Source organism: Pseudodesulfovibrio profundus (assembly GCF_900217235.1).
Classification (GTDB): domain Bacteria; phylum Desulfobacterota; class Desulfovibrionia; order Desulfovibrionales; family Desulfovibrionaceae; genus Pseudodesulfovibrio; species Pseudodesulfovibrio profundus.
In genome coordinates this window covers 2,852,843-2,866,642 of sequence record NZ_LT907975.1, presented here as the reverse complement: position 1 = coordinate 2,866,642, position 13,800 = coordinate 2,852,843, and the positions used below count along the sequence as shown (strand labels likewise).

Below are 13,800 nucleotides of genomic sequence, written 5' to 3'. Positions count from 1 at the left end.
TTACCCCGCGTACAGCCAGATGAGGTTAACGACGGACATGCCCATGCCGAGCAGCCAGACACGCTTCAGCATCCAGCGCCAGGTCATACGGGCCATGGTGTTGTCCACCAGGATTTCGAGCATATAGGTACCGAGCAGAAGCGCACCCATCCAGAACAGGTTCGTGCTCCAGAACAGGGCACACAGGCCGAGAACCAATACGGTTTCGTACCAGTGAGCGATCTCGACCAGGGCCAGGTAGGGGCCGGAGTACTCGGTGAGTACACCCTTTACCAGTTCCTGGTGACCGTGGTGAGAAGTGGAGAAGTCAAAGGGAGACTTCCGCAGCTTGATGGTCAGGGCGTAACCCAGAGCCAGGTACAGCAGCGGCATCTTGGCCAGCAGCGGCTCTTCGAGCTGCCACACGGCTTCGATGGAGAAGCTGCCCGTGGTCAGGTAGAAGCCGACGAAGACGAGGATCAGAACCGGCTCGTAAGCCAGAATCTGCATCAGCTCGCGCTGGGCGCCGACCTGGGAGTACGGGGATTTCGCAGCCATGGCACCCATGACCAGGAAAACCGCACCAACGGCCTGAACAAAGAAGATCAGCAGCAGGTCGCCCTGAGCGAAGAACAGACCAACCGAAACGGCGGCTGCGATCAGGTAGATCCACGCACAGAAGATCTGCCACTGGTTGACGACCATTTTCTCCTTACCGAAGAGTTTGGCCACATCATAGAATGCCTGCATGACCGGCGGTCCCTGTCGAGACTGGAACCAGGCGGTGACGCGGCGGTCGAGACCGGCGATCAGGCCGCCGACAAGCGGGCCGACCACAATGCCGATGATGATCAGTATCAGAGTATCCATTAGAGAGCTCCTCCCAGCATGAGGACGATCAGCGCGACCGCCAGAGCGTTGAAGACCGGAGTAAGCTTGCCTTCGGCGAACAGCTCGCCCAGGTACATATTGGAAGCGACGAACGGTACGGTTCCATTCATGGGACCAACATATGCACCGTCATTGTCACCAACCACGTTGGCACCGCCAACGTACGGCGGCATGACCTTGGCCTTGCGGAATCCGGATGCAGCCTTGGCAGCATAAATGACGCCCAGACCGAGTACGATGAACAGCGGGACAACGGCGAAGGAGCCGGTGGAAGCTGTCAGCGAACCGAACTGAAGTGCGAAGGGAGGCGCATCGAACATGGGTGCCAGCATGGAGTTGTAAATCCACGGGGCAGCGATGGACAACACGACAGCACCTGCACACAGGGCCATCAGCGGAATGCGGATCAGGGTAGCCTGCTGTTCGGCCGGAGCATCAGCGTCGCGGCTTGCCATCAGGGAACCGGCCCAACGGGCCCAGTACACGACGGTCAGGGCAGAGCCCATGGCCAGCATGATGATGACGTAGATGTTGGCGGAAGCAGCTTCGATAGCCATCCACTTGGCCATGAGCACACCGAACGGGGGCAGCAGCATGGTCAGGATGCCGATGATCGTGATCAGGGCAGTGCGGGGATGCTTGGTGAACAGACCGCGCATGTCCTCGATATCGCGAGAACCGATAGCCTGCTCAATGGTGCCAACGCACAGGAAGAGCAAGGACTTGGAAATGGCGTGGAAGATGATCAGCATCACCGCAGCGGTGGTGGCCAGCGGAGTGTTGATACCCGCACAGCAGATGATCAGGCCCAGGTTGGAAACCGTTGAGTACGCCAGGATTTTCTTACCATTGGACTGGCCGATACACAGGGCGGCACAGGCAACGAAGGTAAACGCGCCACAGATAGCCACGCCATCGGAGAGCAATGTCCCCATGTAGGCGGGAGCAAAGCGCAGAACCACGTAGACACCGGCCTTGACCATGGTCGAGGAGTGCAGCAACGCGGAGACCGGAGTCGGGGCAACCATGGCACCGAGCAGCCAGGACTGGAAAGGAACCTGAGCGGCTTTGGTAAAACCGGCAAGACACAGGAAACCGATACCGGTAACCATCATCGCGCCCTGCGGACCGGCTGCCAGAATGGCAGAGATGTCGAGGGTGCCGATTTTTGCGTACACCAGCATCATGCCGATGACGAAAGCTACGCCGCCGAAGGAGTTCATCCACAGGGCGCGAACAGAGTTGCGAGTGGCAACTTCGGTGCCGTCATGCCCGATGAGCATGAAGGAACACAGCGTCGTGACTTCAAAGAAGAAGTAGAGCCACAGAATGTTGTTGGAAAGGACCAGACCATTCATGGCGCCCAGGAAGAGAAGCAGGAAGAGGAAGAACCGCGGCTGGCGGGACGTCTTCAAATGCAGATGATCTTCATGTTCCTTCATATAAGGAATGGCAAAGATACAGATCAGGGAACCGATGACGGAAATCACCAGAACCATGATCAGGGAAAGCTGGTCGCCGACCAGGGCGGGAACCGCCACATGATCGATCATAACGAACTCAAACCAAACGAGCAGAGCAGCCTGTGCCAGGGTGAAACCCTGAATCAGGAGACTCCGGTGTTTGAGACCATAATAAAAGATGACACCCAACAGTGCGAAATCCAGGACCGTGATCAGGAAATCGCTGCTGATGCCAAGAAATGAACCGACCATAATCGGTTCAAATGTTCCCTGCGCCAACAGACCCAGCGATGCGAGCGTCAAGATCGCACCGGTGGCTACAACAGTCAGCTTACGAACGGCACTGGACCGAACCAGATAGCAGACCAAAGCAGCTGCGGCAGGCAGGAGAATGAGAAGTAGAAGCAGATTCGACATGAAGACCTCGTCTCATAACATTGAATACGAGTACAACGGACACCCGAATTTCGGATCACCTCCAACCGAAAAACGGATGCGAATGCACCTTACCCATAGCCTATTAAACATGGGTCAATAGGTGAAGTGGCGGCTTAGGTCAAGGGGGGTTCAAAATTTGTTTGATCAATCAACTAGGTTGGTTAAACTGCTGTTTTATAAGTAAATATGATCGTTTTTTTATATTTTACTTAAAAAAAACAGCATAAAAAAGTAGGGAAATTTGTGAATAAAAGTGAAAATAACCGACTCGGGAGATTCTCCCGGGTCGGTCCAATAGAAAAACGTGATAATTTGGATCAGAAATATCCCAACTTGGTCAGCGTACCCATTACTGTCTCTTTTCCCTGTTGCCGACCACCGCGTTCCCCCTCCCCTTTTCCCGGGCGAACCGTGCATGGGCGACACCCCAGGGAGCGGTATCCTTCATCATATAATATACAATATGGAAGCTCGAACCGGGAATGAAATGCCCATATATCCATTTCCGTCCATTCAAGAACAGGATTGATCAGTGTATGGGAGGGGTCATCACGGTGCTCTACCGTAGTTCGATTAGCCCTGTCGGGATGTTCATCGCGTCGGATGCCTGAAATAAGATGTGTGATGCCGGTCTCCCGAATCGCCTTTTTCAAAGGAGAAACCTTGAGATCATGGCAACATGTCACTGCATCCTCTGCAAGCGGGTACGAATCGAGGGAAAGGGTTGGCTGGGCCACATGCAGATCAAGGCCCCACTCGGTGGCCATTGTATCTCTGAACGACATAACTTCGGGGAATTTACATCCCGTATCTATATTAATAGCTCTAATGGGTGTAGCTCGGTGATGCTGCAAAAGCATCAGCCATATATAAAGAACTACGGTCGAATCCTTGCCGCCGGTCCAAGCTACTGCGGCCCTATCCGGCCCTGCCTGTTCAAAAACCTGTTGCAGACACGATTCAGTATACCGTATTTTATCATCCAACGATTGCACAGACATGCATTCACCATCCTGTATTCAAAATAATAGCGCGAAGCGCATTGTTGAGGTAGGCTGTCCCATGAGCAAAAACAAAATGCAACTCATTGACGATCTGGTTTCCAATGCAGATTTTTGCGTCCTTGCGACGACCAATGGCATTGAACCTCTTTGTTCGCTTATGACCTTGTTTGCCGATCACGCATCCATGAAATTTTATTTTCTGACAAACAAGGACTCTCAAAAAAGCAAAAATATCAAACAACATCCTCATGCTTCTATTCTTATTGATAGAAGAGAAGAAAATATCGCATTGACCGTCCAAGGGGTCTACTCCCCTATCAAAACCCAGCAAACCACCAAGGCGATCATGAAGCTCTTCCTTCACAAGCACCCGGAATTAAAAGACTTTGTCGACCAAGACTCCACAGAACTCATACGTATTGTGGGCAAACGAGGCAAACTTCTGACCGGTATAGATGATATTTTTGAAACAAAATTTTAATTTTTTCTTAAAAAGTGCTTGACGTATGAAGGCCTTCGACATAAACAGTCCTTCCACCGCGCGCCCGTGGCTCAGCTGGATAGAGCATTCGGCTACGAACCGAAAGGTCGCACGTTCGAATCGTGCCGGGCGCGCCACAAAAGCAAAAAGCCCTCAATCATCAGATTGAGGGCTTTTTTCATGTCCATCGACAGCCAGTTGATCGTCTTGTCCACCACCGTGCCTGAAAGGCGAACCTCCACCTTCCGCGACTAAACCTGCATTGGACCTACAGATCATTATACCTGGAAAAAAAATATAGATAAGAGACTATACTATCTGGTGTTTCTTTGTTAATGAATCGCCATGCAATGTCCTAGTTGTGGAAAAAATATCCATTCGCGCTCATCTCTGTGCAAATTTTGCGGCGTACATATTGTGCGCAGAAGCGAAAAGATGGCCCGCAAGATGATGATCAACTCCCGCATCGCTCAGGCAAGCGGTGGTCTGCTCATATTCTTGTCCGTGCCTCTGGGCTTTTACGAAGCGTACCTCTTTGCCGCCACAACGCTGATTGCAGGCTCTACACTGCTCTTCATAGGCAAAGCCATCGACTAACCCCATACAGGGCCTCTAAACGAGTATTAGGGACAGGAATACTTGAACCCTATACGCTTGAGAATAGTCATGGCCGGACACCAGTTGGTCAATGAAGACTGGAACAGGTTCATTCCGACAAATGCGGTGAACCAAAGCCAGTAAGGGGAGTGGAAGTGGGCCAGCAACAAGCTGACCAGAATGAAAAAACCTGCCATTCCACGCACAATTCGCTCAACAGTCATCGAACACCTCGCAAGGTCTTCGTCTGCCGAACCATGACAGGCGCTACGACTATCGTTCTGCCAAACCAGAAGCCGTAAACGTCATCGTCCCGATTCCGGCAAACGTGGTTGCCTGACGCACGGTAAGCTGCAACGGGTTCGCATAATCCACCTTGAAGCCATGACCGGTTGATACGGGCACTTCTCCTGTGGTAGCGACCAGCTTGTCACCTGGACCGTTACTCCATGCGTCCTCAAGAACATACTCCCCCTCAGGAAGAGAATAGCTGCCGCCGGGATTCCATGGAATGAACAGGGAGCGCCCCTGCTTGTCCGCCAAACGCAATGCATGGATTCGACGCGGCTCGATGTCGATATAGAAAGTCGCAGGCCGTGTACCGGGCGTTTCACGTACAACACGGTATCGTGTCACGCCGGGACGGCTGGATTCAAGGCTGTACTTGCTCAGAAACGTTTCTGGGTCGAGAATGATCTCCCAGCCCATATCCTGACCATTATTGGCCCAGGGAATGGCGACAAACCCTTTGAGGTTGACCACTTCCTGTTTGTCGCTGCCCCATATGCCTTCAAGGATCAGTTGATCCCCGAACACAGTATTCAGCACTTCGCCCTCACGGACAAAGGTCGGATTCCCATTGAGCCAGCAGACAAAGACCGTCTTGTCGTTCCCGGGTGAATTGGGCATCTTGCCCGTCCATTTGACACGAGCCCTGGCAACACGCTTGCCGTCGCTGCGCAACTCCAACTCGGAAAACGGCTCAAGGGCCATACGATGGGCATTCAGCAGATTTACGCCAGGACGATCAGAGGCAAACAGCGCCAACTCAGGAGCAAATTCACTTGGTCCGGAAGCCAGTGACTCCACAGCGAGAGTGGTCCCGGGAGCGAGAACCAGCGAGGCATCGCCCTGCATGATGCGGCCGTTCACCTGTACCTGTACGTTAGTCCGCGAATAAGCACGTACATCGCTGTCGCTGAAATCGGGCGCAGTGACCGTAACGCCCAGGCGGTCCAGCAGCATGATGGTAGCGTGGAGTTGCTGTCGCACCTTCCAGTCCAGCTGGATGATATCCTTACTGACCTCCACAGCCATGGCCGGGATACCGTGCTCGGAAAGCGCATAGCAAGTCAGCGACTTACGCATCTCGGGGTAACTGGTACCCGTATCAAAGGTCTTGGTATTGAACAGTCTGAAATGATAGTCGGAAGAGAGAATCCCGCGATTCAGTTCATCGAGGACGGAGTTGGCCGTGGCTTCGAGATCGATACCACCGTAATGGAGCGTATCAATGATGATGGACTGTCCGTATCGATTGGGATTGCGAAGATTGTCCACATAAGTGGGATGATAGAAACCGCTTCCCTCATGCAGATGGATGAAGGCGTCCGACTGTGCCAACAGGAATCGGATGACCCGGGCGACACGATCTTCATAAAACCGGTTGTAGTTCTGGTCGAACCGCCGGTTCATATCCACGTTCACCTGCCGCTTGCGCAGGTTGATGGAAGGCACATTGGCCCGAGGCAGGATGATGACATTGCCTTTGGTGACTTTGGCCTGCGTCAGTAACTGTGCCGTGACAAAGCCAGCGGTTTCGTCACCCTGGATGCCGCCTTGTACCATGACCGTCGGCCCCGGCTCACTGCCTTCCAGATACACGACCCGTAACGGGTACTGTGTACCTCCGAAAAAGGAGTGTTCCCAGGAACCGGCAAGCGCTGTCGTGGCTGCGAGCAGGATCAGACTAAGAACGGATATGATAGATAGGATAGGTTTCCGCAAAAAAGATTTCCCCGCCCTTGCTCTTGATTTCGAGTCGCAGTCCGAACAAATCCTTCTGTTCTACACCTTCAGGCAGAAGGAACGTGGTTTTGATTCGTTTGAAACGCTGAATCTGGAAGCTCAAATCGCTTTTCTTGACCTCCGGCACGCTTGTGGAGCCGTCCTTCTTGACGACCTTGACATCAATTGTCCCGGTAACGGCCTTTGAAGCCTGCAGATTATTCAATTCAAAACTGATACTGACTTTGCGCCCGGAAATCTTGGCCTGGAGATTTTCCACGCCAACCTGCTGCGTATCCACACGGGTGAAAACTTTGTTCAGGTCGATTTCCACCGGCTCGGGAGCCTGCTCAACGTCACTTGTTGCTGCGGAAAGGAGCGATTGGAGTTCGGCCGGATCGTAGGATTGAAGAATCTTCTCCATGTTGCCCAGTCGTTCAAGCCGGACTTCCGCATCCACGAGTCGCTGTTCCAGACCCTTGTTTTCAACCTGAAGCCTGTTGTTCAGCTTGAAACCGCGAACGCCCATGTAAATTCCACCAGCGGCACACAATAAGAGGAACACCTGGGAGAAGACGAATATCTTCAACCAGAATGGACTTATGCGATAGCGAGTGACATCCCGGTCATCCCGCATGAATAAAACGCTGTATTTGGAATTGCTCATCGACCCCGTCTCCAATGTTCGCTACCGATTTTCCATGTAGCCCCGTCCGGGACCATCACCATGGTCTTACGACCGATATCGGAATAACCGCCCGCATCCTCGAAACGTTGCACAAAGGCTACCTGAAGCCCTTTGGGGTGTGTGGAAATCTTCAGGTCATCAACGTGCACAGTAACAGGTGGAGTCTTGGCCCACAACGCCTTTTTATAATCAATAATGCGACTTGCGCCTCTCCGATTTCCCTGTACTGCATCGCGGCTGTACAGTTCACCGTAAGCGTCCGCATTCATGCTCAGCCATGCATCGCGCCACGCATCAATGACTTCACGGACTTCTTCGGATTTGACGGCAAGATATTTGTCTTTCAGGTCTTCCCCGGCCGGAACGTATTCACGACCGACGATACGCCACTCGCCTTCCGCATCGCGCATCCAGTAAAACCGCTTGCCGGTCATGGAAACCATGCCGGAGGTACGGTAATACTGATCAAACCACGTGACCCAGTAATCAGGCCCGGGAATGGCACGAATGTTATCGACCATGACGTGAATCCACGGTTTGGCGGCAAAGACATTCTTTTTGTGCGAAACAAAACTGTTGAAGGAACTGCCTTCGGAAACGGACATCAGCGCCGAATCATAATGCTGGAAAAAGGCATCATTCTGCCCTTCCCAATCCTGCGCCCAGGCCTGCAGCCGCGCTGCCAACTGCTTGGCAACCTTGTCGGCTTCGCCCGGCTCGGGTGTCCACTCAACATCACGGGCAATGACAACCGGTGTGCCGAATTCAAACTCCTTGGACACATCGAGCATGTCCGGCACCTTGAGCGCCACACATCCAAGAGTGTCGCGGGGCAGGAATTCCTTGCCACGGCCATGGATCCAGATGCCGCTTCCGGTCTTTCCTTTAATTTTATCTATCGGATTCGGGTAGTTGAGAGAGTACGCCAGGTTCCCGTACAAATCCCAATTGAGCGTGCGATTGATCTTGGGGCCAACAAAATACACTCCCTCGGGAGTGCGCATGTCGCCTTCGACCAGTTTGTCACCAGTCAACTGTCCCGTGGTGCACGGGAAACGTCGAACCTCACGCAGGGGCGATTTACGTTCAAACATCATGAACGTCTGGGACTGCTTCTCCACAGCAATAAGCCGTTCCGGCCCATAGTTGTGCGAGGAGAGCTTCGTCGCCCATCCTTCGGCCAAGGCCGGGACGGCAAACACTAGTATTGATAGTATGGCAGTAACTAATCGCATGGTTCGATCAACCAGCTCCTTGCGGTCGGTTTCCCCTCGCCCGGAACCCCGAGCTACCCTCTTCCGGCGGCCAACAGCTCGGCGCGGGTGAAGATGGAGTGAAGCTCCAATCCTGCTTCCGCAAGCTTTTCCCGTCCGCCTTCCTCTCGATCCAATACAGCCAGAACTCCGGCAATTTCCAGCCCTGCGTCCCGCACGCATTCGGCTGCGGTGATCAGTGTGCCGCCAGTGGTACAAACGTCCTCCAGCAAGACGACCCGATCACCTTCTTCGAAATTGGCCAAACCTTCAAGATATTGATTGGTGCCGTGTCCCTTGGATTTCTTGCGAATGATGAATCCCGGCATCGGGAGTCCTTCCAGGTGGGATACCACGGTCACGCTCGACACCAGGGGATCAGCCCCCAGAGTCATGCCACCAACACCTTTACAATCGAAATCCTTGAGCATTTCAACGAAAAGCCGCCCGATAAGATAGCTGCCTTCAGCATGCAAAGCCGTCTGCTTGCAGTCGAAGTAGTAATCACTTTTCTTGCCGGATGTCAGCGTGAAATCGCCTTCACGGTAAGAGAGTTCAAGCAACAGTTTGGCGAGCTTTGTTTTCATTTCTTTCATAGATATTAATCCTCGAAGACGCGGGTAAAGACCACATCCTCATAGCGTTTGTAATACGAGGGGTCGAACGCTTCGTCAAGTTCGTTAGCCGCAAGATGCTTGTTTACTTCCGCATCCTTACGGATTTCATCCTCGAACTGCACTTTGCCTTCCCAGCATCGCATGGCCACTTTCTGGACCATCTCGTACGCTTCCTGACGCTTCAGGCCGGTAGCGATGAGTTTATTCAGCACACGCTGGGAGTAGAACAGACCGAACGACCCAAGCAGGTTACGCTCGATGTTGTCTTCCTTGACCACCAGACGCTCCAGAACACCGGACATGCGATGCAACATGTAATCCATCAGAGCGGTGGTGTCAGGCATTATAACACGTTCAACTGAAGAGTGGGAGATATCACGTTCGTGCCACAGGGCCTGGTTTTCCATGGCGGCCACGGAGTTGGACCGGATGACACGGGCCAGACCGCACAGATTTTCAGCGGAGATCGGGTTTTTCTTGTGCGGCATGGCGGAAGAGCCTTTTTGCCCCTTGGAAAATCCTTCTTCGACTTCGAGAACTTCTGTCCGCTGCAGGTGGCGCAACTCCAGCCCGAGGCGCTCGATACCACCGGCCAGCATGGCGAGGGAGGTAAAGAACTGGGCATAGCGATCGCGCTGCACGATCTGCGTGGAATGCGGATCGGGATTCAGGCCGAGAATGGCACAGGTGCGTTCCTCAAGCTCGGGGCTGAGGTGTGCGAACGTTCCGACCGCACCGGAGAGTTTACCGACACGGATATTCTCGCGAGCCGCCTCGAAGCGCTCCTGATGGCGCTTGAACTCGGCGTAGAAACCGGCAAATTTGAGGCCGTATGTGGTCGGCTCGGCATGGATGCCATGGGTGCGTCCCATGCAGATCAAGCCTTTGTGGGCGTGGGCTTTTTCCTTGAGCACGGCGAGGATACGCTCAATGCCTGTAGCCAGGATGTCGGCGGAACGGGTCAGCAGCACGCCATTGGCGGTATCGACGATATCCGAAGAGGTGCAGCCAAGATGGATGTACCGGGAGTTGGCGCCGACCTTTTCCTCTACAGCGGTAAGAAAGGCGATAACGTCATGTTTGGTGGTTTCCTCGATTTCGAGGATACGATCCAGCTCGAAGTCCGCCTTTGCGGCGATATCTTCGTAGGCCTCCATGGGGACTTCCCCCATATCCGCCCAGGCCCGGGTCACGGCCAGTTCCACTTCAAGCCATACCCGGAATTTATTCTCCAGGGTCCACAAATTTCTCATTTCCGGGCGGGAATATCTCTCTAACATGCTCTCTTATCTCCGTAAAAAAAGTGATGTGAGCCACAAGAACCAAAAAAAAGGCAGCCATGGCTGCCTTTTTCCTCGTCTATCAGGATGCGGAGCCTGCGGACGAACTATCCGAGGACTCGCTTTTCTTTGCTGGCGCCGTATCGGTTCCGGCGGAATCTCCGTTGCCGGAACCGGCTGGTTCAGCCGCTTTGCCTGGCGTTGAGCCGGACTTGGTTCCACCATACCCGTCTGCATACCAGCCACTTCCTTTTAAATGAAAGGACGAGTGAGAAATCAGACGCTTGGACTGTCCACTGCAATCGGGACACTCCAATTCACGATCCTCAAATCCGGTCTGCCATTCCTCGAAAACGCAATGGCATTCCTGACACTGATACTCATAAATAGGCATAACGTAACTCTTCAGTATTGTTTACAGTTATGAATCAATCAACGAGATAAACGTCCTTGCACACACCGATCCCAATCAATTGCGACTTGCGCAATTTTCCGGATTTCGCCATGCAACAGGACGGTTATCGGGAAAGCTTTTCGCTAGGCCTTTGCAGCCTTGGCTTCCTTGATGCGGGCCTTGATAGCCTTTTTACGACGCTGACGTTTACGATCCAATTCTTTTTTGCGCTCATGCTTCTTGTGACGTGCCATGTTGGTCTCCTTAATATTTCAGCCCGGTTTGGGCTTTTCTTTCTTGCGAGCCGCACTTCATATAACAATCGTCAAGCGTTTGTCCAGTCCCGAGGCCCACGATTTTCCCCTTGACTCATACCGAATGGATGACCATAGTCCCTTTCCAGCGACAACCCCCATGATAAGGATGATATAATGATCAGAAGTGTCAGCGTAAAAAGCGCCATCAAGGATGCCCTGGAAGTCTTTCAATTCGACCAATGGATTCGGTTCTATTACGTCGTCGAAAAAGAGAAAGAGCTTTGGATCGAAATTCCCGAAGCCGTGCTGGAAGGACTGAAGAAAGATTACCCTCACCTGCACCCCTATGCTGATATGGTGAACGAACTCGTTACTGACTATCAGCGCAGTCAGGAAAATGTCTGTTCCTTCATCGCCTCCCGACTTGATGGTCAGAAGTACGAACAAACCGTTCTGCCCCAGGTTTTCGACAGCTCCACATTCAAAGTGGAAATGTACATTTTCAATGTCTGGCTCAAGATGCACGAATCGCACCTTGACGAAGAGCCCATGACCTTCACCGAGTGGCTGGACATGTACGAGGGCTGGAATTCCCTTGACGAAGTTCAGGAATACCGCACCAAGCTGCAGGACTCCGGCACTGATCCCGGAATGCCCACGTGCAGCACCAAACAGTAGATTGACCAATAGAAAAGCCCCGACTCCAATGAGTCGGGGCTTTTTTTCTATCTTCGGAATGAACAGACTTCGCCGGCCTCTTGCGAAACAGGCTCGCCATCGACTACTTTTTCTTATCCTTGCCGGAGGACTTGCGAACGTCCTTCACCTTGCCGCCCTTTCCGGTAATGATCACCTTTCCAGGCTTATCACGGTCATCCTTATTGGCAGCAAGAACGTATGCATCCGGCACATGCGAGATTTGCGCCTGCGAAGTGGCAGGTATTGTCAGCATCATGAGTGCAACAATCATCAGTACGATACGCATCAGATCCTCCACATGGTAAGTTGCAACGTTCGTTCCTGCAAAAAACCGCATACATTCCAAGCAAGAAAATACTTGCGGCAAATATCCCCATCGAAAACTGCGCTGGATGAAACAATCCTTGCGCACCAAACCAGCCGGGACTAGCGCTCCAGATAGAGCGTTGAGACCACCTTGTCGATGGCGACGACACCGTCTTTGTCTCCGGGCTCGACAAGGCCCACGAACTTGAGCATGCCTTCCCGCGCATAGACGATGTAAACCACGGAAACCATTTCGGAGCCGGTGGAATCCCGACGGTCCATCTCCAACCGAAGCATTTTCTTGCTTCCATTGTAGCTGGCTTCCCGCAGACGGACAACAGGTTCACCGCTATTCGTCACATGCTGTTCGCCCGCTTTCTTGACCTGACGAATCACGTGCCGGTTGAAATTGCTGATAAAAGCATCGGAACTGGCTTTGCCCGACAATTCGGAAACCAACAGGCGAACGGTGCTATTGCCGTTCAAGACATACCCGGCTTCCCATCCGACCATATGTGCAGCGAGTCCATCATCAAACTCTCTGAAGTCGGACAACATGTCGTCCGATGCTTCATGCCATTCCTTGGGAAGCCATATGATATACCCCAGCTCCTCATTGTAATAGGGCAGCGAAGCCCAGGCAGGAGTAATGGATACAGCCACGTAAAAAGCGATAGTAACGATGAGTGTCGAAATGTTCCTAAATTTGTCCATGGGAAAACCTTTGCTTCAAGGGTTTGAAGCGTTCAGAGCAGGAAAGGAACATACATTGACGGCGTGATAAATTCAACCTCAAAACCACTATTCTTGACAAACGCATCAAACCCGACAAACGCGGTAATCGTTCATATCAAAGCAAGCGTCGTATATGGACAATCGCACCATTCGACCATCACAATTCAGCTTTTTCAATCTCTTGAAAGAAGCCCTCGGCAACTGTTCCTGAAACGATTTCCATACTTTTTTCACCTTCCCCCTTCCCATAACAGGAAATATTTCTTATATATTCAGCATGAAACAAATTCTCAATCCATACGGAGGCGCGTAATGAAGAGCTACACCTGCATCATTGAAGGAAAGGTTACCGGTGGAAATTTCCAATCCTGGGCACAGTCCACTGCGCAACAGCTCGGCCTGACTGGCTGGGTTCGGAATATCGCCGACAGAAAGGCGGAAGTCCTTCTTCAGGGTACTGCAGAAGCCTATGCCGCTTTCCGTGAACGCCTCAAGGACGAAAGCCCGGTTGTCGATCTGGAAAACATCACTTGTAATGCCATTGAATATGACAAGGTTCACGACCAGTTTTCCGTTCGCGGATAACGGTTCGTTGACAAAACAGCACAGCCGAATGCGCTTTTGCGCGTGAGCCACATGGCCGCCGGAATCGGATAACTCCCCCGAATCCGGCGGTCTTTTTTGCTTCGACTTTACCCGGAGGCCCTACTC

16 protein-coding genes and 1 tRNA gene are annotated in these 13,800 nt (G+C 52.6%); 5 read left to right on the top strand and 12 right to left on the bottom strand.

Features of this window, described 5'->3' with window-relative positions:
* From DPRO_RS13540 to DPRO_RS13530, 3 genes are all read right to left on the bottom strand, one after another.
* Positions 1-849: a respiratory chain complex I subunit 1 family protein gene (locus DPRO_RS13540; protein WP_097012534.1), complete on the bottom strand. Its 849-nt coding sequence runs from the start codon at positions 847-849 to the stop codon at positions 1-3.
* A complete protein-coding gene (locus DPRO_RS13535) occupies positions 849-2,750 on the bottom strand; it encodes an NADH-quinone oxidoreductase subunit 5 family protein (protein WP_097012533.1) in 1,902 nt (633 codons plus the stop codon). The genes DPRO_RS13540 and DPRO_RS13535 overlap by 1 nt, the downstream gene beginning before the upstream one ends.
* A 338-nt stretch (positions 2,751-3,088) precedes the next feature.
* Positions 3,089-3,772 (bottom strand): phosphoadenosine phosphosulfate reductase family protein, encoded by a 684-nt coding sequence (locus DPRO_RS13530; protein ID WP_097012532.1) that lies wholly within the window; start codon positions 3,770-3,772, stop codon positions 3,089-3,091.
* Positions 3,773-3,833: 61 nt separating this feature from the next.
* Between DPRO_RS13530 and DPRO_RS13525 the strand changes: the two genes are divergently transcribed.
* The 3 genes from DPRO_RS13525 (at position 3,834) to DPRO_RS20080 (ending at position 4,853) form a co-directional block, all read left to right on the top strand.
* A complete protein-coding gene (locus DPRO_RS13525; protein ID WP_232005589.1) occupies positions 3,834-4,256 on the top strand; it encodes a pyridoxamine 5'-phosphate oxidase family protein in 423 nt (140 codons plus the stop codon).
* 60 nt (positions 4,257-4,316) lie between these two features.
* A tRNA-Arg gene (locus DPRO_RS13520) sits at positions 4,317-4,393 on the top strand.
* A 280-nt stretch (positions 4,394-4,673) separates the two neighbouring features.
* A complete protein-coding gene (locus DPRO_RS20080; RefSeq protein ID WP_157917484.1) occupies positions 4,674-4,853 on the top strand; it encodes a hypothetical protein in 180 nt (59 codons plus the stop codon).
* Positions 4,854-4,879: 26 nt separating this feature from the next.
* Here the strand turns inward: DPRO_RS20080 and DPRO_RS13515 are convergent, their stop codons facing one another.
* The 7 genes from DPRO_RS13515 to DPRO_RS13485 form a co-directional block, all read right to left on the bottom strand.
* Entirely contained in the window at positions 4,880-5,077 is a 198-nt protein-coding gene (locus DPRO_RS13515) for a YgaP family membrane protein (protein WP_097012531.1), read from the bottom strand.
* Positions 5,078-5,126: 49 nt separating this feature from the next.
* A complete protein-coding gene (locus DPRO_RS13510; RefSeq protein WP_232005588.1) occupies positions 5,127-6,860 on the bottom strand; it encodes a M14/M99 family metallopeptidase in 1,734 nt (577 codons plus the stop codon).
* Positions 6,823-7,527, bottom strand: coding sequence for a hypothetical protein (locus DPRO_RS13505; RefSeq protein WP_097012529.1), 705 nt, complete (start codon positions 7,525-7,527; stop codon positions 6,823-6,825). Before DPRO_RS13505 ends, DPRO_RS13510 begins: the two co-directional genes overlap by 38 nt.
* Positions 7,524-8,783 carry a L,D-transpeptidase family protein gene (locus DPRO_RS13500; protein ID WP_097012528.1) on the bottom strand — a complete coding sequence of 420 codons (1,260 nt, stop codon included), beginning with the start codon at positions 8,781-8,783 and terminating at the stop codon, positions 7,524-7,526. The genes DPRO_RS13505 and DPRO_RS13500 overlap by 4 nt, the downstream gene beginning before the upstream one ends.
* A 53-nt stretch (positions 8,784-8,836) precedes the next feature.
* Positions 8,837-9,397, bottom strand: a complete 561-nt coding sequence (gene pyrE, locus DPRO_RS13495) for an orotate phosphoribosyltransferase (RefSeq protein ID WP_097012527.1) — start codon at positions 9,395-9,397, stop codon at positions 8,837-8,839.
* A gap of 5 nt (positions 9,398-9,402) precedes the next feature.
* Positions 9,403-10,698: an adenylosuccinate lyase gene (gene purB, locus DPRO_RS13490; protein WP_097012526.1), complete on the bottom strand. Its 1,296-nt coding sequence runs from the start codon at positions 10,696-10,698 to the stop codon at positions 9,403-9,405.
* An 82-nt stretch (positions 10,699-10,780) separates the two neighbouring features.
* Positions 10,781-11,092, bottom strand: coding sequence for an FmdB family zinc ribbon protein (locus tag DPRO_RS13485; RefSeq protein ID WP_097012525.1), 312 nt, complete (start codon positions 11,090-11,092; stop codon positions 10,781-10,783).
* Positions 11,093-11,523: 431 nt separating this feature from the next.
* Between DPRO_RS13485 and DPRO_RS13480 the strand changes: the two genes are divergently transcribed.
* Entirely contained in the window at positions 11,524-12,027 is a 504-nt protein-coding gene (locus DPRO_RS13480) for a hypothetical protein (protein ID WP_097012524.1), read from the top strand.
* Between the two features lie 103 nt (positions 12,028-12,130).
* On the opposite strand, the gene DPRO_RS13475 is transcribed toward DPRO_RS13480, so the two are convergent.
* Together DPRO_RS13475 and DPRO_RS13470 are read right to left on the bottom strand one after the other, a co-directional pair.
* Complete coding sequence (locus DPRO_RS13475; protein WP_097012523.1) at positions 12,131-12,334, bottom strand: hypothetical protein; 204 nt, start codon at positions 12,332-12,334, stop codon at positions 12,131-12,133.
* Positions 12,335-12,474: 140 nt separating this feature from the next.
* Positions 12,475-13,068 (bottom strand): hypothetical protein, encoded by a 594-nt coding sequence (locus DPRO_RS13470; protein WP_097012522.1) that lies wholly within the window; start codon positions 13,066-13,068, stop codon positions 12,475-12,477.
* 333 nt (positions 13,069-13,401) lie between these two features.
* Between DPRO_RS13470 and DPRO_RS13465 the strand changes: the two genes are divergently transcribed.
* Positions 13,402-13,674: an acylphosphatase gene (locus tag DPRO_RS13465; RefSeq protein ID WP_097012521.1), complete on the top strand. Its 273-nt coding sequence runs from the start codon at positions 13,402-13,404 to the stop codon at positions 13,672-13,674.
* Positions 13,675-13,800: the final 126 nt, after the last annotated feature.

Bases quoted from the DNA above. Each gene is read 5' to 3' on its own strand.
- DPRO_RS13505 (WP_097012529.1), bottom strand. From the start codon at position 7,527: ATGAGCAATTCCAAATACAGCGTTTTATTCATGCGGGATGACCGGGAT.
- DPRO_RS13465 (WP_097012521.1), top strand. From the start codon at position 13,402: ATGAAGAGCTACACCTGCATCATTGAAGGAAAGGTTACCGGTGGAAAT.
- DPRO_RS13525 (WP_232005589.1), top strand. From the start codon at position 3,834: ATGAGCAAAAACAAAATGCAACTCATTGACGATCTGGTTTCCAATGCA.
- DPRO_RS13535 (WP_097012533.1), bottom strand. From the start codon at position 2,750: ATGTCGAATCTGCTTCTACTTCTCATTCTCCTGCCTGCCGCAGCTGCT.
- DPRO_RS13540 (WP_097012534.1), bottom strand. From the start codon at position 849: ATGGATACTCTGATACTGATCATCATCGGCATTGTGGTCGGCCCGCTT.
- DPRO_RS13485 (WP_097012525.1), bottom strand. From the start codon at position 11,092: ATGCCTATTTATGAGTATCAGTGTCAGGAATGCCATTGCGTTTTCGAG.
- DPRO_RS13500 (WP_097012528.1), bottom strand. From the start codon at position 8,783: ATGCGATTAGTTACTGCCATACTATCAATACTAGTGTTTGCCGTCCCG.
- pyrE (WP_097012527.1), bottom strand. From the start codon at position 9,397: ATGAAAGAAATGAAAACAAAGCTCGCCAAACTGTTGCTTGAACTCTCT.
- DPRO_RS13475 (WP_097012523.1), bottom strand. From the start codon at position 12,334: ATGCGTATCGTACTGATGATTGTTGCACTCATGATGCTGACAATACCT.
- purB (WP_097012526.1), bottom strand. From the start codon at position 10,698: ATGTTAGAGAGATATTCCCGCCCGGAAATGAGAAATTTGTGGACCCTG.
- DPRO_RS13530 (WP_097012532.1), bottom strand. From the start codon at position 3,772: ATGTCTGTGCAATCGTTGGATGATAAAATACGGTATACTGAATCGTGT.
- DPRO_RS13480 (WP_097012524.1), top strand. From the start codon at position 11,524: ATGATCAGAAGTGTCAGCGTAAAAAGCGCCATCAAGGATGCCCTGGAA.
- DPRO_RS13470 (WP_097012522.1), bottom strand. From the start codon at position 13,068: ATGGACAAATTTAGGAACATTTCGACACTCATCGTTACTATCGCTTTT.
- DPRO_RS13515 (WP_097012531.1), bottom strand. From the start codon at position 5,077: ATGACTGTTGAGCGAATTGTGCGTGGAATGGCAGGTTTTTTCATTCTG.